19 protein-coding genes are annotated in these 18,734 nt (G+C 64.9%); 10 read left to right on the top strand and 9 right to left on the bottom strand.

Annotated elements, in window-relative coordinates:
- Positions 1-168 precede the first annotated feature (168 nt).
- From VEA80_RS18715 to VEA80_RS18730, 4 genes are all read left to right on the top strand, one after another.
- On the top strand, positions 169-1,206 hold the full coding sequence (locus tag VEA80_RS18715; protein WP_325062310.1) for a helix-turn-helix transcriptional regulator: 1,038 nt from the start codon (positions 169-171) through the stop codon (positions 1,204-1,206).
- Between the two features lie 110 nt (positions 1,207-1,316).
- Positions 1,317-2,429, top strand: a complete 1,113-nt coding sequence (locus tag VEA80_RS18720) for a serine hydrolase domain-containing protein (RefSeq protein WP_325062311.1) — start codon at positions 1,317-1,319, stop codon at positions 2,427-2,429.
- A 208-nt stretch (positions 2,430-2,637) separates the two neighbouring features.
- Positions 2,638-3,345, top strand: coding sequence for a DNA translocase FtsK 4TM domain-containing protein (locus VEA80_RS18725; protein WP_325062312.1), 708 nt, complete (start codon positions 2,638-2,640; stop codon positions 3,343-3,345).
- Positions 3,346-3,430: 85 nt separating this feature from the next.
- Entirely contained in the window at positions 3,431-5,023 is a 1,593-nt protein-coding gene (locus VEA80_RS18730; RefSeq protein ID WP_325062313.1) for a DNA translocase FtsK, read from the top strand.
- A gap of 136 nt (positions 5,024-5,159) precedes the next feature.
- Here VEA80_RS18730 and VEA80_RS18735 read toward each other — a convergent pair whose 3' ends face one another.
- From VEA80_RS18735 to VEA80_RS18745, 3 genes are all read right to left on the bottom strand, one after another.
- On the bottom strand, positions 5,160-6,605 hold the full coding sequence (locus VEA80_RS18735) for a hypothetical protein (RefSeq protein ID WP_325062314.1): 1,446 nt from the start codon (positions 6,603-6,605) through the stop codon (positions 5,160-5,162).
- 185 nt (positions 6,606-6,790) lie between these two features.
- Positions 6,791-7,327, bottom strand: a complete 537-nt coding sequence (locus tag VEA80_RS18740) for a GNAT family N-acetyltransferase (protein WP_325062315.1) — start codon at positions 7,325-7,327, stop codon at positions 6,791-6,793.
- A gap of 109 nt (positions 7,328-7,436) precedes the next feature.
- Positions 7,437-7,760, bottom strand: a complete 324-nt coding sequence (locus VEA80_RS18745; protein ID WP_325062316.1) for a DUF1778 domain-containing protein — start codon at positions 7,758-7,760, stop codon at positions 7,437-7,439.
- 809 nt (positions 7,761-8,569) lie between these two features.
- Between VEA80_RS18745 and VEA80_RS18750 the strand changes: the two genes are divergently transcribed.
- On the top strand, positions 8,570-9,952 hold the full coding sequence (locus VEA80_RS18750; protein WP_325062317.1) for a DNA-packaging protein: 1,383 nt from the start codon (positions 8,570-8,572) through the stop codon (positions 9,950-9,952).
- A 4-nt stretch (positions 9,953-9,956) separates the two neighbouring features.
- On the opposite strand, the gene VEA80_RS18755 is transcribed toward VEA80_RS18750, so the two are convergent.
- The 5 genes from VEA80_RS18755 to VEA80_RS18775 form a co-directional block, all read right to left on the bottom strand.
- Complete coding sequence (locus VEA80_RS18755) at positions 9,957-10,235, bottom strand: hypothetical protein (protein WP_325062318.1); 279 nt, start codon at positions 10,233-10,235, stop codon at positions 9,957-9,959.
- The gene (locus VEA80_RS18760; protein WP_325062319.1) at positions 10,228-10,428 is read right to left on the bottom strand and encodes a hypothetical protein; all 201 of its coding nucleotides are present in this window, start codon (positions 10,426-10,428) and stop codon (positions 10,228-10,230) included. The genes VEA80_RS18755 and VEA80_RS18760 overlap by 8 nt, the downstream gene beginning before the upstream one ends.
- A 15-nt stretch (positions 10,429-10,443) precedes the next feature.
- On the bottom strand, positions 10,444-10,692 hold the full coding sequence (locus VEA80_RS18765) for a hypothetical protein (RefSeq protein WP_325062320.1): 249 nt from the start codon (positions 10,690-10,692) through the stop codon (positions 10,444-10,446).
- Positions 10,693-10,694: 2 nt separating this feature from the next.
- Positions 10,695-10,901, bottom strand: a complete 207-nt coding sequence (locus VEA80_RS18770) for a cold-shock protein (protein ID WP_325062321.1) — start codon at positions 10,899-10,901, stop codon at positions 10,695-10,697.
- Positions 10,902-11,135: 234 nt separating this feature from the next.
- Positions 11,136-11,813, bottom strand: a complete 678-nt coding sequence (locus VEA80_RS18775; protein WP_325062322.1) for a hypothetical protein — start codon at positions 11,811-11,813, stop codon at positions 11,136-11,138.
- Positions 11,814-11,915: 102 nt separating this feature from the next.
- Here VEA80_RS18775 and VEA80_RS18780 point away from each other — a divergent pair, with 102 nt between their 5' ends.
- The 5 genes from VEA80_RS18780 to VEA80_RS18800 all read left to right on the top strand — a co-directional run bounded on the left by VEA80_RS18780 (position 11,916) and on the right by VEA80_RS18800 (position 17,917).
- Positions 11,916-12,575, top strand: coding sequence for an outer membrane lipoprotein carrier protein LolA (locus tag VEA80_RS18780; RefSeq protein WP_325062323.1), 660 nt, complete (start codon positions 11,916-11,918; stop codon positions 12,573-12,575).
- Between the two features lie 277 nt (positions 12,576-12,852).
- Positions 12,853-13,644, top strand: coding sequence for an exodeoxyribonuclease III (gene xth / locus VEA80_RS18785; protein WP_325062324.1), 792 nt, complete (start codon positions 12,853-12,855; stop codon positions 13,642-13,644).
- A gap of 72 nt (positions 13,645-13,716) precedes the next feature.
- Entirely contained in the window at positions 13,717-15,573 is a 1,857-nt protein-coding gene (locus VEA80_RS18790) for a DUF885 domain-containing protein (protein WP_325062325.1), read from the top strand.
- A 250-nt stretch (positions 15,574-15,823) separates the two neighbouring features.
- Complete coding sequence (locus VEA80_RS18795) at positions 15,824-17,731, top strand: phosphoenolpyruvate carboxykinase (GTP) (protein ID WP_325062326.1); 1,908 nt, start codon at positions 15,824-15,826, stop codon at positions 17,729-17,731.
- Between the two features lie 18 nt (positions 17,732-17,749).
- A complete protein-coding gene (locus tag VEA80_RS18800) occupies positions 17,750-17,917 on the top strand; it encodes a hypothetical protein (protein ID WP_325062327.1) in 168 nt (55 codons plus the stop codon).
- Positions 17,918-17,997: 80 nt separating this feature from the next.
- Here VEA80_RS18800 and VEA80_RS18805 read toward each other — a convergent pair whose 3' ends face one another.
- Positions 17,998-18,726 (bottom strand): hypothetical protein, encoded by a 729-nt coding sequence (locus VEA80_RS18805; protein ID WP_325062328.1) that lies wholly within the window; start codon positions 18,724-18,726, stop codon positions 17,998-18,000.
- Positions 18,727-18,734 lie beyond the last annotated feature (8 nt).

Here is an 18,734-nt window from a genome sequence, read left to right on the forward strand (position 1 = left end):
CCGACCGAGACTGCATCCATCCGAATTCGTCTGTTTTCGCGAGACCCGCGCGTACGCTCGCGCATGAAATTCGCCGCCGCGCTCGACACCGGCCAACGTGTCGGACGCGCGCATAATTCCAGCGGCGAACTGCGGCACTAGGGCTGCCGACGAAAGACGCTTGACCCCATGAGCGCGGTGCGCAAAGCGGCGCGCGTGCTTGCCACGCTCAACCTCATCGCCGCATTCAACGGCGCGCTCGTCGGCATCGTTCTGCTCGCGCAGGAGCGCTTCGGCCCGGTGCGCACGCGCACGAGCCTTGCCGGCTTCCTGCTGATTGTCTCGGCGCTGCTCGCGCTGTTCGTGCTGCTCGACACCGGCCAAATCCGCTACGTCACGCAAATCGGCATCGCCATGGACGTCGCAGCCCTCCTCTGCGGCGCACTGCTGCTGGATTACGTCTCCACGTCCGTGTCGCAGCGCGGCTTCGGCCTCTGGCCCTACGCGCCGCCCCTCGCCTACTTCGTCGCCGCGCTGATAAGAGGCGCGCCGCTCTTTCCGCCCGGCGACTTCGCGCCGATCGTGGCCATCCAAATCGTCTATTCGGCCGTCGCGATCTGGGCGTATCTGCGCGCCCGCACCACGCTACCGCCCGGTTGGAGCAAACGCAGCGAGCACTTGCACTTACCCGTATTGCTGGCGGGCCTCGTGCTTCTGCACGTCGCACAAGTCCTCCGGATCGCCGCGCCGACCGCCAATTTCCTCTATGACCTGGTGCCGCTGATCGGCGCGCTCGGGCTCATCGCCTTCGCCGGCTACGCCATGATTGGCTCACAGACGTTGCGCAGCCTCGCCGCGCAACGCGCAGCCGCCACAGCAGATGACACGTTCGGCGCCGCCCTCGACGCGAAGATGGCTGAAAGCCGCGCCTATCTCGATCCGGATCTATCGTTGCCCAAGGCCGCGGCGCTGATGCAGACGACGACGCAGCGCCTCTCGCAATACCTCAACAGCCAGCGCGGCGTGAATTTCCGCGCCTATGTCAACAGCCTCAGGATCGCCGAAGCCAAGCGACTGCTCCGGGACCCCGCCGAAGCGCGCACCTCGATTGAAGCCATCGCCCAGCTCGTCGGCTTCCGCTCGCGCTCGAGCTTTTACACAGCATTCCAGACGCAAGCCGGCATGAGCCCACAGGACTACCGCTCAAAGGGCGACCAAGCGGCTTGAACTGGTCCGGATTTGCGTTTCCGGACGCGTCAACGCCCATCCGGACAGGCTTTTGTTTGCGCCGCGCGCCTGCGTGCTTCTCTTGTCGCGCTCCACTCAACGGAGCTCGCATGTCAGCCAAACCTTTCCGCGCCCTCATCCTCGCACTCACGCTCGGCGCCTGCGCCGGGTCACCCGACGAACCTGCGACAAGCGCTGCCTCGCCCGCCGACGTACTCTTGCAAACGGTACTCGAACGCGACGGCGGCCCCGGCGTGATGGCCGCGGTGATGCGTGACGGCGAACTGGTGTGGAGCGGCGCCGCCGGTTACGCCGACCTCGAAGCGCGCGTGCCGCTCACCACGGACACCCGCATGCGCATCGGCAGCGTGTCGAAAACCTTCACCGCCGTCCTCGCGCTCCGCCTGGCCGAACGCGGCGCGCTCGATCTAGACGGCGATATCCGCACCCACGTCCCCGAACTGCGCGCGCCCGAGCGTGGCGCGATCACGCCCGCGCTGATCGCCGCGCATCTCTCCGGCATCCGCCAGTACAATTTCCAGAACTATCTCGAAGCCAACAACGTGATGTTCTTGGCGGCCGGGCCGTCGGAGGCGCTGTCGCGCTACGTCGGCGATCCCTTGCTCAGCCAGCCGGGCGAGGCGCATCACTACACCAGTCTGGGCTTCAACATCCTCGGCGTCGCCGAAGAGCGCGCCACTGGCGCCAGCTACGGCGAACTGCTCGCTCGCGAAATCACCGGCCCGCTCGGCTTGAGCAACACAATGATCGACCACCCGCTCGAAATCATCGAGCGCCGCACGCGCTTCTATACGCGCTTTCCCGATGGTGTGGTGCGCAACACCATCTGGCGCGATTCCAGCGATTACTATCCCTCCGGCGGCGTGCTTTCGAGCGCGGAAGACCTCGTCCGCTTCGCCAGCGCCGTATTCGCCGGCGAATACCTGAACGCCGCTTCCCTGCAACGTCTCACCACCGAGCAGCGCAATGCCGCTGGCGAAGGCGTCGGCTACACGTTCGGCTGGCAAGTCAGCCGCGACGCCCAAGGCCGCCTCTTCTACGAGCACGGCGGCGAAACCAACGGCGCTTACGCAACGGTCCGCTACTATCCCGAACAGCGCCTCGCCATTTCCGGCATCGTCAACGCCAACTGGATGGGCGGGCGCGCCTACTTCTTCGAAGCCGTCCGTAACGAGCTCCCAGCACTTTACCTCGACCGTTAACGCGTCACGGATCGCGCGCGGCGCGCCGTTTCGTCCACGGCTCATTCCGCGCGCGATTCACGCATTTTCATCTGTGCTAATGCGGGTTTCGCGACTGTCGCATGAATGCGCGGGTAACCCTGTTCGCGCCCGAAACTTCATCGCTCGTTTACCGGAAGGGCCAAAGGTGCCGCCTTGAAGCTGGCCCCAGAACGAGCGCCTCCACGACATGACTGACGACGCCTACCGCCCGGGGGAACGCGCCCCTTCCGTCGCCTCCTCGGCCGCGGGCAGATTAGCGTTAAAGCGCGCCTCGCTTGCCGTGGGCGCGGCGATCGTCGGCGCGTATGGCCTTGGCGCTGTCGTGACGTATTCGCCCGAAGATCCGAGCCTCAACACCGCATCGAGCGGCGCCACGCACAACATTTTCGGCGGCCCCGGGGCCGTGCTCGCCGATCTCTCGATCCAGATTCTCGGCGCCGCAGCCCCGCTGGCGTTCGCGGCGCTGCTCGCGGCCGGCGCCATGCGCATCATGCGCCGCCAGCTCGTCGCGCGCATCAACGGCCGGCGCATTCTCGTCTCGCTGATCGGCATTCTGCTCTTGGCCGCTGCCGCGTCCGTGATCCCGACGCCGGAAGGCTGGCCGCTTGCAGTCGGCTTCGGCGGCCTGCTCGGCGACGGCATGGCCGGCTTCATCGCCGGCATGGCCTCCATGCCGGGCCTTCCATTCCCGCACATCTTGACTGGCCTCGTCTGCGCCATTGGCGGCATCGTCGCTACCGGCTGTGCGTTCCAGATCCGCCCCGACGACGTGAAGAACGCCGCGCAAGTGGCGCAACGCGCGGCGCAAGGCGGCGCGCAAGCCACGCAGCGCGCCATCGGCTACGTGCAAGAAAAAAACGCGCCGCCCCGTCGAGGACGAAACGCGCCGCATTGAACGAGCCCCCGCCGAGGACCGCCGGCTTCCAGCCGGCAAAATGCCGCCGACACGCCGGCCTGCCGAAGAAGAGCGACGTTCAAGCATGCCGGCTGGAAGCCGGCGCTCCGAAGCGCCCAAGCCGAAAGCGCCCAAGAAGGAGAAGCAGCACAGCTCCTTCCACTTCGGCCGCGACTTCGAGCTGCCGGACACCGACCTGCTCACCACCCCGAAGCAGCGCGCCACGCAGCACGATCCGCAGACGCTGCACGCCATGAGCCGCCAGCTCGAAACCGTGCTCGCCGATTTCGGCGTGCAGGGCGAAGTGCTCAGCGCCCGCCCCGGCCCCGTCGTCACCCTGTTCGAGTTCGAGCCCGCCGCCGGCGTGAAATCCAGCCGCGTCATCGGCCTTTCCGACGACATCGCGCGCACCATGAACGCCACCGCCGCGCGCGTCGCCGTCATTCCCGGCCGCAACGCCATCGGCATCGAGCTGCCCAACGCCAAGCGCGAAACCGTCTTCCTGCGCTCGCTCTTGAACTCGCCGTCCTTCGCCGGCGTGCAGGGCGATCTGCCGCTCGCGCTCGGCGAGACCATCGAGGGCGATCCCTTCTCCGCCGACCTCACCAAGATGCCTCACCTGCTCATCGCCGGCACCACCGGCTCGGGCAAGTCGGTCGGCATCAACGCCATGATCCTGTCGCTCTTGTACAAGCACACGCCGGACGAGTGCCGCTTCATCATGATCGACCCGAAGATGCTGGAGCTCAGCGTCTACGAGGGCATCCCGCACCTCTTGCACCCCGTCGTCACCGATCCGAAGAAAGCCGTCGTCGCGCTCAAATGGACCGTGCGCGAGATGGAGGACCGCTATCGCCGCATGTCCAAGCTCGGCGTGCGCAACATCACCGGCTACAACGACCGCGTCCGCGACGCGCTCGAACGCGGCGAGCGCCTCGAGCGCACCGTGCACGCCGGCTTCGACCCCACCTCCGGCGAGCCCATCTACGAAACCCGCGAACTCCCGCTAGAGCCGATGCCGTACATCGTCGTCGTCATCGACGAGATGGCCGATCTCATGATCACGGCCGGCAAGGAGATCGAGGCGGCCGTGCAGCGTCTCGCGCAAATGGCGCGCGCCGCCGGCATCCACGTCATCATGGCGACGCAGCGCCCCAGCGTCGACGTCATCACCGGCACGATCAAGGCCAACTTCCCGACCCGGATCTCCTACCAGGTCACCAGCAAGATCGACTCGCGCACCATCCTCGGCGAACAAGGCGCCGAACAATTGCTCGGCCAAGGCGACTTGCTGTTCATGGCCGGCGGCGGCCGCATCCGCCGCCTGCACGGCCCGTTCGTGACCGACGCCGAAGTCGAACGCGTCGTCGACATGCTGAAAGCCCAAGGCGCGCCGCAATATCGCACCGACGTCACCGCCGAGCCGAACGAGAACGGCGCCGACGACAATCCCGAACTGTTCGCCGACGGCGAAGGCGGCGACGACCTGTTCGACCGCGCCGTCGAAATCGTCCAACGCGACCGCAAAGCCAGCACCAGCTATCTCCAGCGCCGCCTCTCAATCGGCTACAACCGCGCCGCCACGCTGATCGAAAAGATGGAAAAGGCGGGGATTATCTCGGAGGCGAATGCGGCCGGGAAGCGGGATATTCTGGTCGATGTGGTGGATGAAGATTAGGCGATGTTTCCTCCCTCCGCATTGCACCGCGCGAGACGGAGGGGCGATGCCGCACCGGCTCGCCGCACGTTCATCTCGTCAATGCTTGAGCACCAGAGCCGGGGCGGGCACTCCCGCACCGCACAACAGGGCTAAACTAATCAGCTTTGCGACGCCTCGCCTCCTCCTCAACCAATCTCACCCAAGGAAGGACGTCGCCCATATCGAAAGGATAGGACTTCTCAAGGTTCGGTCGCCCGATGTCTTTGTGGACATCGGGAAGTTGCCAGCCGGCGTAGTTCTCGGCGGCGGCAGCTGCTAGAGCCGCTATAAGACCTTCGTGATCTGCCTGCAGCAAAACGTTCTCAAAGTCCTTGATCGAACAAAAGACTACCGGGATTTTGTCTTCGCGCTGAATGTCATCGACCGCTTCGCAAAGCGCTTCTGCTTTTCTGAGCACGGCCTTGCGCAGCTCACGTGACATCATCATCCAATTGTCCAGGGTTAGTACAACGCCAAATGCGTTTGGATGAAGAGTGTGACGAGTGCTTCCCCCTCTGACGTGCGCTACGTGGCGCCAAATTTGATAGGCACCTTTCGCAAGTTCATCGTAACCGGCCTGTGCGAGTTTTATCGGATCTTCCGCGTACTGGGCATCCAACGACAGCTTCGTCGCCTTGCACTCTATGATTAGTTGCAAAAGACCGCGGGCCGATCCGAGGACGTCGGGCGATCGATAGCCTCGGCCCAGGTGCCGGTATTGGTACTCATACGTTACATCGACACTTGAGATTAGAGCGCCCAGCAATTCGCCCGAGTAACGCTCGAACCGACGGCTCGCTTCATTACGAAGGCTCCCGCCGCCGGGGAGAAGATCGTAGTACAAACCCGACGTTACCCGCTGCAGGATCAGTTCCGGAAGCGGCGATCTGACGAGTCCGTCCGGGAATTCCACAAGAGGATACCGTCGAAATACGCTTGGCCTGTATGCGATCGGGGGAGCCTGCCCCCACTTACGAGATACCTGATCAAGTTCGGCCTTGAAGGTCGTTCGTATTGTCGGTAGCGGCGCGCCAATTAGCTTGAGGGCGGCCCGGGCGTTTGCGTCAGTGAGTCCAAATACCGCAAGGTCAATTCTACCTCGGAACGCGGGACGCCGCAAAAAATGCCCATGCATTCCGAAACCAAAAAGCGAGACAGCATTCGGCGAGACGCCATATTGTTGCTCGAAGAACGTGGCGCAGTCTTGCCCTCCGTAGATGTATGAGTATCGATAGAACTGAATGCGATTGAAGTAGCCTGACTGCCATGGAAATTCGCGCTGAGCGATGCGATGCAACTCGTCGAGTATGTTCATTCGGCGCAAATAGATGCCGGACTCAGCGTTCTCAAGATCGCGCAGGGCATTGATGATTTTCACGATCGCGCCGAACTTCCGGCAATTGAGAACCTTGTTTGGTCCGTCTCTGAGAGGCCGCTTCGGGACAATCAACAGCTCGCTTAGCAGCGTTTCGATCTCCCACGGAAAGACGGCATAAGGGGACTTGAAACGAGCGTCCGCAGCTTCCGGTGGAAATTGCATGTATCTGCGGGCTTCGGCCACCCTCCCTGTTTGGACGGCCTCAATCGCCCAGCATAAGTCGAAGAACGGTGCGTCTTGGGCTGTGCAAAGGTTCTTGCGCAGCCTCTTAAGTGCCTGTCGCCTATCGTCACTAAGGCTCATAATATGAATCTAGCGCGAGTCGGTGCCGACCATCAGAATGCGGTGGCACTGGCGCTCATCAGCCCCTACCCCAACCCCTCCCGCATCTCCCTCATCGTCACAAAAAACGTCGTCTCCTCCGGCGCCTTCAGGCGCGCGAATCCCAGCCCCTCGTAGAACCGCGCCGCGTCCGCATCGAGCGCGTGGATTAGCAGCGCACGCGCGCCGATGATGCGCGCCGCCTGCAACGACCGCCGCATCGCATCGGCCAAGAGATCGCGGCCGATCCCCTGCCCCTGCTCACCTGCATCGACGCCGAGCCGCGCCAGAATGATCACCGGAATCGGATCAGGCGCATTCCGGCTCAGCGCGCCAGACGCGCTCTCTCGCGCGACCGCGCCCGCCGCGAGCGCATAGTATCCGATCACACGCTTCGGCCCGCGGCACACGACGTAGGTGCGCGCGGTGTCGCTCTCGAGCGCCTTCTTGGCCCGGTTCTTCAGCCAGTCGTCGATCTGCGCGCGCCCGCAGCTGAAGCCGGCCACGTCGTGGCCGGCCTTGAGCGCGGTGGGCTTTGATATCTTCGCGCTCTGCTTCGCCACCGCTTGCTGTTTCTTCGTCATTCCGAACGCGCGCAGCGCGATCCGGAATCCAGGGGCGGCCGCTTCGTCGTTTGCCCCTGGATTCCGGGTTCATCGCTGCGCGATGCCCCGGAATGACGAGCCGACCGGGTCACGATCGATCCCAGACCGGCGTGCGCGCCAGCAGCGCCTTGAGCTTCGCGTTGGGCGGCGGCGGATCGTCCAGACGTGCAACGAATGCGTCCCAATCCGCATCGTTCAGCGTGAACAGCCGCTGGTTCAGCAGCACCTCGGCCGCCTTCTCACGCAGCGCCGCCAGCATGAATTCGGTGCGGTTCTGCCCCGCGGCCGCGGCGGCGCGGTCAAGTAGGCCACGCGTCTGCGCATCGATGCGGAAGCTCATGGGCGCGGCCTTCGTTCGCACCGCCGTGACCCGTTCCGCCTGAGCCCGCTTCCGTTTTGCCTTGGCGGCCATGGACGTTCTCCTTCGCGCGCGAGTTTAAAGCTTAGTCCTTGCCCGTGTATTGACATTGGCGCTACGTAGCGACCCTGTCAATACCGGCGTTGGTCCCCGCCGACGAGCAACGCCACCCCAACCTTACCAAAATTTCGTATCCTACACCCCTTCCACCGGCCGTATCATGCTTCCTGTCTCCACACGGGAGGGTTTCGAAGAGCTCCGAACGCTTTGGAATGTGGAGACATCGGCCGGCGCGGCAGGCGTCGCTTCGATGAGACGGAAAAGACGATCTTCCGCACCATCGTTGAGAAAGTCCGGTGATGTAGAAGGCCTTCAACATCATCGGACGAAGCGAACGGCGTCTGCATTGCTCGCGGGGCATGAAACCGCGAGGTCCAGCATCCTTCGGAAGATGCTGACGCGCTGCACCGGCTCGTGGTCATAAGGAGCTAAGGCCGCTGCGTGCGAAACCATGCAGCTGAGCCAAAAACTCCTGGCTCGCCAATCCGGGAATAACGGCCGACACACGGGGCGCGTTCGACGCGCGTCCTCCGAAGCCTTGGCGGAGGAGGACATTTTGAGACTACCTCGGCGCGTCCGACGCGCCCCGACCTCTCGGTTTCGAGAGCAAGTTTTTCGATCCACCAGATCACCAAGGATGACGCGCGCGCCGCAAACGCAGCGACTCCCTCCCCCCTTGCGGGGGAGGGCTGGGGAGGGGGGTGCGGGCGGCACGCCATCCGGAAAAACACCGCCGTCACCCCCACCCCCAACCCCGCCCCGCAATGGGGCGGGGAGTCGCAAAAAGAGGAGACTTAAAGCACGTGAAACAACGCACCTGGCGCACACAGCTCGCCCACAACGAACGCAATCTCGCTTACATCGCCGCCCGCTTCGGCGTGCCGCTGCACACCGCGCGCGCCGCCGTGCGAACACTGCGCACCACACCCAACCCCCAATCCGCAGCCGCACTCTGGCGCAGCATCGCCCACGCCGCACAACTGCCGCCGCAAACACCCTGGGCCACCTGGCTCTTCCAAGGCGGCCGCGGCGCCGGCAAGACGCGCGCCGGCGCCGAATGGCTGGCCGAGCGCGCGGAAAGCGCGCCGGGCGGCGTCTTCGCCCTCATCGGCGCGACGCACCGCGACGTGCGCGAAGTGATGATCGACGGCGTCTCCGGCTTGCGGGCGCTCACGCATCGGCCGATGCCGCGTTACGAAGCCTCGCGCCAACGCCTCGTCTGGCCCAATGGCGCGATCGCCTATTGCTTCAGCGCGCAAGAGCCCGAGCGTTTGCGCGGGCCGCAATTCGACGCCGCCTGGGCCGATGAATTCTGCGTCTGGCCCAAGCCCGCCGACACGCTCTCGAACTTGCGCCTCGCGCTCCGCCGCGGCCCCAATCCGCAACTCGTCGTCACCACAACGCCGAAGCCGCTCGCAAGCTTGAAGCGCCTGCGCGCCGAACCCGGCTGCATCACCACGCTCGCGCCGACGACGGAGAACGCCGCGCACCTCTCGCCCGCCTTCCTCGCCCACGTTCGCGCGCTCTATGGCGGCACGCGATTAGAGGCCCAAGAACTCGAAGGCCTCATCGTCGAGAACGAATCCGCGCTCTTCAGCGCCGCCCAATTCGCGCGCCTCCGCGCCGCGCCGCCCGCCCGTTTCGACCGCATCGTCGTCGCCGTCGATCCGCCGGCGGGCCGCACGGGCTCGGCGTGCGGGATTGTCGTCGCTGGTTCGGTGCTGGGTGGTGGGGGCTCGGTGCTGGCAAATCCCGAGCACCCAGAACCCAGCACCCAGCCCCGAGCATACATTCTCGAAGACGCGAGCGCACACGGCCTCTCCCCGCTCGGCTGGGCCAGCCGCGTCGCCGATGCCGCGCGGCGGTGGAACGCGACCTGCATCGTCGCCGAAGCCAATCAGGGCGGCGAAATGGTGCGCACGGTGCTGTCGCAAGCGAACCCGCCCTGCCCCGTCAATCTCGTGCACGCCAGCGAAGGCAAACGCGCCCGCGCCGAACCGATCGCGCTGCTCTACGAACAAGAGCGTATCTTTCATTGCGCCGGCTTGGCGCCGCTCGAAGAGGAATTGCTGGCGCTCGGCGCCGATGCGAACGCGGAAAACACCGACCGCGCCGACGCGGCCATCTGGGCGCTCTCGGATCTGATGCTGACGCGGCGTCTCGAGCCGCGGATCAGGCTGCTCTAATGGCCTATTTGCCGTCCGGCGCTTTCGCCAGCGCCATCGTCTTCACGTTGCGGATGAAGCGCTCGATGTCTTCGGCCGCGTGCGGCGCCGCATCGCGATCGTCGACGGCGGCGGCCTGGTCGATGATGAGATCCTGCAACGCGTCCGGCAATTCATCCCATTGCAACACCAAAGCGCCGCCCAGGCGGCGCAGCAGATGCTCCTGGTCATCGCGGTACTTCAGCGTCTTCGGCACCACTTGCGGCGCCCGCTCCGGCCGCACGAACAATTTGTGCTCACTCATAGGCCATCGCCTCGAGCCGCGCTTCGTCCATCACCCGGTCGAAATTCTCGGTCTCGTTCCTGACCCGGTATTGCTGCGGCCCGCGCTCTCGCGGCAACGCATTGAGCACGCGGTAGACGCCGGACGGCGCACTGAAAGCGCCCGAACGCACGATCGACACGCGCTGTCCGGCGCCGAATTTTGTTTGCGCCATCGCCTGATCCTTTTTCTATCCCGCGGGCTTCGCCGCTTTGCGCGCCACGGCGCGCTTTTCCGTCGCCGCGCGCCGCGTCTCGGCTTGCGCAGCGGCGCGCGCGGCGTGGCGATCCTCCAACGCGACGCCAAGAAGCGGGAGCAAGCTTTCCGCCTGCTCCCGCTGTTTCGGCGTGCCGGATTGCGACAAGCGAACTGCGTTCGCGTGCAGCCGCTCCAGCTCCTTGTCGGAGAGATCAGGTATGCGCTGATCGATCTCCGTCATGGTTACACCGCTTTCAGGTTCGCCGCAGAGTCACGGCCCTGGCGGTCGCGTTCGAGATCGAACGAGACCTTCTGGCCGTCGCTCAGGCCATTGAGGCCCGCACGCTCGACCGCGGAAATGTGCACGAACACATCCTTGCCGCCCGTTTCCGGAGCGATGAAGCCGAAGCCTTTTGCGGTGTTGAAGAACTTTACTGTACCGACAGCCATTTGCCGCCTCCTATCAAAACGTCCGCGTGGACCTTCCACGGCAGACATCGAAAATCGAGGGAAACGACAAAAATCCGGCGCGAGCGCGAGGAACAATGCGTGACGCGACGAGGATCGATGAGAGGGATATAGGGGCTATGGGCCGAAATGTCCAATGCAGGAGAGGTGTTGGGTTTTAGGGGTTAGGTGTTAGGGCGCGCTGGCGCCTAAAACCCAACACCTAAAACCCAACACCTACTCGATCTCCCAATCGATCTCCCCGCGCACCTCCGGCGACACGCGTTCGCACAGCGCCTTGTGCACCTGCTCCTGCGTGACGGCCCGCGGCATGCGGAAAACGTAATCGATCCTTTGCTTGGAGAATTGCTTGTTCTCGCTGATCAGCTTGCACTTCATGTCGCCGAGCACGGCGCGATACGCATCCGACGCGTCTTTCACGCGCCCCTTCGGAATTTCATGCACTTCGAGTTCGCACACCGGATGGCCGTCGAACACGTAAATGAGCGCCCAGGCGAACGCCGTCGCCATCACCGCAAAGTGCGGCAGGTTGAGCCCCGCGATGAGGCCGATCAGCGTCACCATGATGAGGCGGCTCGTATCGCGCGTCGACGCCGCATCGGTGCGAAAGCGCATCAGCCCGCCGAGGCCGAAGATCACGAAGCCGACCACCATGCCGTACTTCAACACGATCTCGCCGATCACCGCGCCGACCAGCGCGTACATGATCAGCACCTTCGGCAGCTCGGCCTCTTCGCGCGTATCCACGGTGCGCGCCGTGGTCGGATGAAACGCGATCACCGCACCGAGGAATGTCGCGAGCACCAATGCCGCGAACGCCTGAACCAAGTACTGCCAGTCGAGAAAGCCCGCCCAGCCGATCGAGGGCAGCATCGTAGCTTCAGCGCCGAACATGGAGTGCCCCCGGTCCCAAATGAATCGCATCTGAACCGAAAAGGGCATTTCAGGGCAAGCAGAACCCTTTTTTCCGCCATGCGTTTGCGGCACATGACCCGGATGAAGAAATCACTCGCCCTCGCCGCTGTCGCCGCTCTGGCGCTTTCCGCCCCCGCGCTCGCGCAAAGCGCGAGCCCAGGCACGGTCGCCGCGGCGTCGTCCGCTTTGGTGACGCTGAACGGCGCCGACCGCGCCCAAGCGCTCGCCGCCATCAACGCTGAGCTCAACTCGATCCAGCGCCTGCAAGGCCGCTTCGTGCAGACCTCGCCGGACGGCAGCCGCGCCGCGGGCACGTTCTACATGCAGCGCCCCGGGCGCCTCCGGTTCGAATACGATCCGCCCGCCACCATGCTGATCGTTGCCGACGGCAGCGTCGTCGCCTTGCGCGATACGGCGCTGCGCACCACCGAACGCACGCCGCTGCGCTCGACGCCGCTCTCGCTGATCCTCGGCGAACGCATCGATCTCGAGCGCAATGCGCGCATCATCCGCGTTTCGCGCGAAGGCCCGTGGACGCTCGTCACCGCGCGCGACCGCCGCGGCCAAGCCGACGGCACCATCACACTGCAGTTCAACAACGGCGAGCTGCGCTCGTGGGACGTGGTCGACGCCACCGGCGCGCGGACCCGCATCACGCTCAGCAACGTGACCCAGCCCGCCAGCCTCGATCGCAGCCTCTTCCGCCTGCCGGATCAGGTCTCGACCCCGGGGCGCCGCTAGGGCCGCCGCGCCAAGCCGAACCTTGCTGCGATTGCAAGCTGTTTCCCCGGCGCCGAGCTTGAAAAAATTGAGCTTGTGGCGTATATGCAACTCAGCGGTCGTCGCTCATCCCCTCTGGATAGCGTCGTCCCCCGCTGACGGATCCAGCGCGGCGCCCGCGAAGCCGGACATCCCCTGCCGGCGACATGCGCCCCCCTCAAGGCGCTCGAGAGGCCCGGCCGCCGAAGGCGCCGGGCCTCTTTCGCGTCATCGCAACAGAGGCCATGAAGCGCACGTAATGCTGAAGATCGCCACCTGGAACATCAACTCTGTCAGGCTCCGCATCGAAACCGTGCGCCGCTTCCTCGCCGAAGCGCAGCCGCACGTCCTCTGCCTGCAAGAGATCAAGTGCCGCGACGGCGAGTTTCCGGCCAAGGCCTTCAAGGAAGCCGGCTACAAGCACATGCACGTCGTCGGCCAGAAGGGCTGGCACGGCGTCGCCATCGTCTCGAAGCTGAAGCTCGACCCCGTCGCAGCCCCGCCGATCTGCCCCAAGAAAGAAGCGCGCATCGCCGCGGCGAAGATCGACGGCGTCGAGGTGCACAATCTCTATGTGCCCGCCGGCGCTGACTTGCCTGAGCTGACGAACCCCAAGTTCGCCCACAAGCTCAAAGTGCTCGACCGCATGAAGAGCCTCTACAAAAAGCGCAAGGGTGTGACTCCGACGGTGCTGGTCGGCGATCTCAACGTCGCGCCGGGCGAGTTCGACGTCTGGAGCCACAAGCAGTTGCTCAACGTCGTCAGCCATACGCCGGGCGAAACCGACCGGCTCGACGCCGTGCGCGATCTCGGCGGCTTCGTCGACCTCGCGCGCCAGCACCGGCCCGATCCGGAGAAGCTGTTCACCTGGTGGAGCTACCGCAGCCCCGATTGGACCAAAAACAATCGCGGCCGCCGCCTCGACCACATCTGGGCCACCAGCGACATCGCTGTGACCTCACGCGCCGAGGCCTTCCATATCCATGTGCCCTGCCGCTCCTGGGAGCGCCCCAGCGACCACGTCCCGGTCGTCGCCGGCCTCAAACTGTAGCTTCGTCGCAAGCGGCATTGAGCGGCGGGCTCGCGCCGCTAGCATGCGCGCCAACCACTTAGGGGGATCACAATGCACATTTCTCGACGCGCACTTCTCGGCGCCGGCGCCGCCGGCGCGGCGGTTCTGGCCGGCTGCGCGACTGGCGCTGCCCCCGAAGCGCCCGCCGCGGCGCCGACCGCCAGCGAGCAGCTCACCGCGACCTTGGACCGCACGGTTGCCGCGATCCTGCGGGAATCGCCCGAACGCTGCACGGCTCTCGGTCTCACCGAAGAACGCGCCGGCTATCGCTTTATCGACAAGCTGAGCGACGCCTCGAAGGCGAGCACGCAGCGTTTCCGCGCCATTCTGCAGACCGCCGTCGGCGAACTGCGCGCGATCGACCGCTCGGCGCTGAGCGCGCAGGAGAACGTGACCGTCGACGTCGTCACCACGTCGTATGAGAACAGCCTCGCCAACTCCGCCTTCAATGTCGGCGGCGGCGCCGGCGCGCCCTACGTGGTGACCCAGCTGACCGGCTCGTACGGCGACTTCCCCGATTTCATGGATTCGCAGCATCCGCTGCGCACGCGCGACGAAGCCGACGGCTACATGGCGCGACTGAACGAGTATGTGCGTGTGCTCGATCAGGAGACCGCGATCATCCGCGAAGACGCCGCCGCCGGGGTGATCCCGCCGGATTTCGCCATCGATCGTGCGCTGGAGCAGATGAACGCGTTCACCTCGACGGCGCCGGCGCAGATCGTGCTGGTGCAGACGCTGGTGCGGCGCCTGCCGAATGTTGCAGAAATTCCGGAGGCCGAGCGCGCCAACTACATCTCGCGCGCCGAAGCGGCGGTGCGCGATGCGATCCTGCCCGCGTACGAGCGGCAGAAAGCGGCGCTGACGGAAGTGCGCCGCAACGCCGTGCACGACGCCGGCATCTGGCGCCTGCCGCAAGGCGCGGAGATGTACGCCGCCTCGCTTCGCAGCCGCACGACGACGACCATGTCGCCAGATGAAATCCACGACATGGGCGTCGAACTCATTCGCGGCTTCCACAGCGAAATGGACGCGATCCTGCGCGCCGAGGGCATGCGCCGCGGCAGCGTGGCCCAGCGCGTGCAGCAGCTCTCGCGACGCGCCGATCAGCTCTATCCGAACACCGATGAAGGACGTGCGCAGATCCTCGCCGATCTCAATGCACAGACGCGCCACATCGAGTCGCTGATGCCGCAAGCGTTCAACACGCTGGCGCGCGCGCAGCTCGAAATCCGCCGCGTGCCGGTGACGACCGAAGCGGGCGCGCCTGGCGGCTACTATCAGCGCGCCGCGCTCGACGGCTCGCGCCCCGGCGCCTACTACATCAACCTGCGCAACACGCACGAATGGCCGCGGTTCACGCTGCCGACGCTCAACTACCATGAAGGCGTGCCCGGCCATCACTGGCAAATCTCGATCCAGCAGGAATCCGGCGCGATTCCGTTCATTCGCAGCGCGATGCTGGGCTTCTCGGCCTTTAGCGAAGGCTGGGGCCTCTACGCCGAACAGCTGGCCGACGAACTCGGCGTCTATGCCGACAATCCGCTCGGTCGGCTCGGCTACCTGCAGTCGATGACGTTCCGCGCTTCGCGCCTCGTCGTCGACACCGGCATTCACCACAAGCGCTGGAGCCGCGAGCAGGCGATCGCGTCGATGGTCGAAGCGACCGGCGACCAGGAAAGCTCCATCACTACTGAGATCGAGCGCTATTGCGTGTGGCCAGGCCAGGCCTGCAGCTACATGGTCGGCCGCCAAGCCATTAACCGCATGCGCGACAGCGCGCGCACCGCCCTGGGGGACCGCTTCGATCTGAAAGGCTTCCACGACACGATGCTGGCGAACGGCGCCGTGCCGCTCTCAGTGCTCGCACGCATCGTGGATAATTGGGTGGCGACGCAGCGCGCTTAACCAAGACGCGGACCGAGGCGGGCGGAAGCGCGCGCGCTTACCGTTTCAGAGGCATTCCAAGCTTCGCACCTGCGAAGAGAAGCATCTGCGCAATTCTGCTCTGCAAACGCGATTGCTACCGGTGGCAATTGCGAATGCGGCAGCCGGTCATCTCGACCCCGCAGAACGCGTTTGACATGCCCCTCACCAAGCACATTTGGTGATGAAAATAGATATGCGCGCCGTTCTCACGGCGGCTGGAGGGATTCCGTTGACCGCTACCATCGCCGGCCTTCACCCGGCACCGACCAAGCACGCCAAACTCGTAAAATGGGTCGAGGAGATCGCCGCGCTGACCAAGCCGGACCGCGTCCACTGGTGCGACGGTTCGGAAGCGGAGTGGAAGCAACTGACGAGCGAACTCGTCGCCGCCGGCACGCTAAAGCAGCTGAACCCGGCAGCGCGGCCGAATTCGTTCTACGCCGCCTCCGACCCGAAGGACGTCGCCCGCGTCGAGAGCCGCACTTTTATCTGCTCCGAGAAGAAGGGCGACGCCGGTCCGACCAACAACTGGATCGACCCGGCCGAGATGCGCGAAAAACTCGCGGGCCTGTTCGACGGCTGCATGCGCGGACGCACCATGTACGTGGTGCCGTTCTCGATGGGCCCACTCGGCTCGAAGATCAGCGCCCTGGGCGTCGAGATCACGGACTCGGGTTACGTCGCCGCCTCGATGCGGATCATGACGCGCATGGGCAAAGCCGCGCTCGAGCAGATGGGCGAAGACGGCTTCTTCGTCCCGGCCGTGCATACGTTGGGCGCGCCGCTTGCGCCGGGCCAGAAGGACGTGCCGTGGCCCTGCAACGACGAAAAGTGGATCGTTCACTTCCCCGAGTCGCGCGAAATCTGGAGCTACGGCTCGGGTTACGGCGGCAACGCCCTTCTCGGCAAGAAGTGCTACGCGCTGCGGATCGCTTCGGTGATGGCGCGCGATGAAGGCTGGCTCGCCGAGCACATGTTGATCCTGAAGCTGACCAACCCGAAGGGCGAAGCGAAGTACATCGCGGCCGCCTTCCCGTCCGCCTGCGGCAAGACCAATCTCGCCATGCTGCAGCCGACGATTCCCGGCTGGAAGGCCGAGACCATCGGCGACGACATTGCCTGGATGCGTTTCGGCGAAGACGGGCGCCTCTACGCCATCAACCCGGAAGCCGGCTTCTTCGGCGTCGCGCCGGGCACCGGTTCGAAAACCAACAAGAGCGCGATCGAAACGCTTTACGCCAACACCGTCTTCACCAACGTCGCGCTGACCGAGAACGGCGACGTCTGGTGGGAAGGCATGACCAAGGAGCCGCCGGCGAACCTGACCGACTGGAAGGGCCGCAAGTGGTCGCCCGAACTCGGCGAGCCGGCCGCACATCCGAATGCGCGCTTCGCCGTGCCCGCGGGCCAATGCCCGGTGATCGCGCCCGAGTGGGAAGATCCCGCCGGCGTGCCGATCGACGCCATCCTGTTCGGCGGCCGCCGCGCCAGCGCGGTGCCGCTGGTGACCGAAGCATTCGACTGGGCGCATGGCGTGTTTCTGGCTTCGAACGTCGCCTCGGAAGGCACGGCCGCGGCGGAGAACAAAGTCGGCGAACTCCGGCGCGATCCGTTCGCAATGCTGCCGTTCTGCGGCTATCACATGGGCGACTACTTCGCCCATTGGCTGAAAATCGGCGAGCGCAAAGGCGCCAAGCTGCCGAAGATCTATTTCGTCAACTGGTTCCGCAAGGATCAGAACGGCAAGTTCATTTGGCCAGGCTTCGGCGACAATGCGCGCGTGCTGAAATGGATCAGCGAACGCATCGACGGCACGGCCGAAGCGAAGCAAACACCGATCGGCGCGGTGCCGGCGAAAGGCGCGCTCGATGTGAGCGGCCTCGATATCGCCGAGGAGTCGCTCGAACTGCTGACCAGCGTCGATCTCGACGTCTGGGCCGAGGAAGCTGACCTGATCCCCGGTCACTATGAGAAGTTCGGCGATCGCCTGCCGCAACGTCTCTGGGACGAATACGCCGCTTTGATCGAACGACTCGGCGAAGCCCGCACCGGCAAACCGGCGGCCAAGATCGCCGCCGCGCGCGGCCCAAACGCCCCGCGCGCGACCGCGAAGGCCAACGAAGCCGTCGCGAAGTAAAACCAAAGGAGATTGCGCATGCGTCTGAAGACTGTTTTCGCCGCCGCCCTCACCGCCATGGCAGTCGCCGGCGCAGGCATCGCCTATGCGGAGGCGCAAGCCGCCAATGAGTGCTGTTGCTGCGAAGATCGCGCCGATTGCGAATGCTGCGATCACGGCGAGCGCCACGGCGAAGAGCAGCACTAGGCGCTAGTCACACGCGCCAGTTTGTGAAGGCCCGGAGCGATCCGGGCCTTTCTCGTGTTCGGTGCGGTGCGCAAAGAGATTTACCGTCCCGTCAGCCCGTCGGGCCGCGCGCGCAGCAGCTTGAAGCGCGAGTAGCCGAGCGCCTGCAGCCTATCCAGGTCGAAGTCGACCATGCCGCGCAGCTCGCGCTCCTTCACTGTCTGCGAACACTTGAACTGTCCGCCGCGGCCTTTGTTGAGCTTGGAAATCGAGACGTAGCAGATTTTCGACGGACAGGTGAGCGCGCAGCCGGCGTTGGCGAACAGCGTGATCCGCTCCTTCTTCGGCGCGCCGGCAAGGAAGGCTTCGTTCTCGTTCAGCTCCATCGGCAGCACGACGGTGTCGTAAAGCTCGAACGCCGCTTCGATCCGAGCATAGCTCTTGACGTTCTTGATGACGCTCGCCTCAATCCGATACTCGGGGAAATCCCGGCGAATCCAGCGCGCAAGGTTGTCATTGGTGACAATCGCGGCGTTGCCGGGTCGATGATACTTCTCCAGCAGCTGCCTGCTCTGCAGGTACTCCTCTTTGTCGACATAATGGTTCGTCAGCGGCAGCCGGAGCGCGATGCCCAGCTGATAAAGCTCCTCGACATCGCGCGGCGAGAATTCGGGCTGACCGAAGATGCGGCCGCCATAGAGCGGCGTGTACTCGGCGAAGCCGAACAGGCTGTCGATCTCAGGGTGCGGAATGTGTCCGAAACTGCGCGCCAAGAAGACGCCGACCGGCGTCTGGTTGTTCTTGCCCCGCCCCGAAATCGTATACCGCATGCCGCTCG

It is taken from the genome of Vitreimonas sp. (assembly GCF_035627415.1).
In the GTDB taxonomy this organism is placed as follows: domain Bacteria; phylum Pseudomonadota; class Alphaproteobacteria; order Caulobacterales; family Aquidulcibacteraceae; genus Vitreimonas.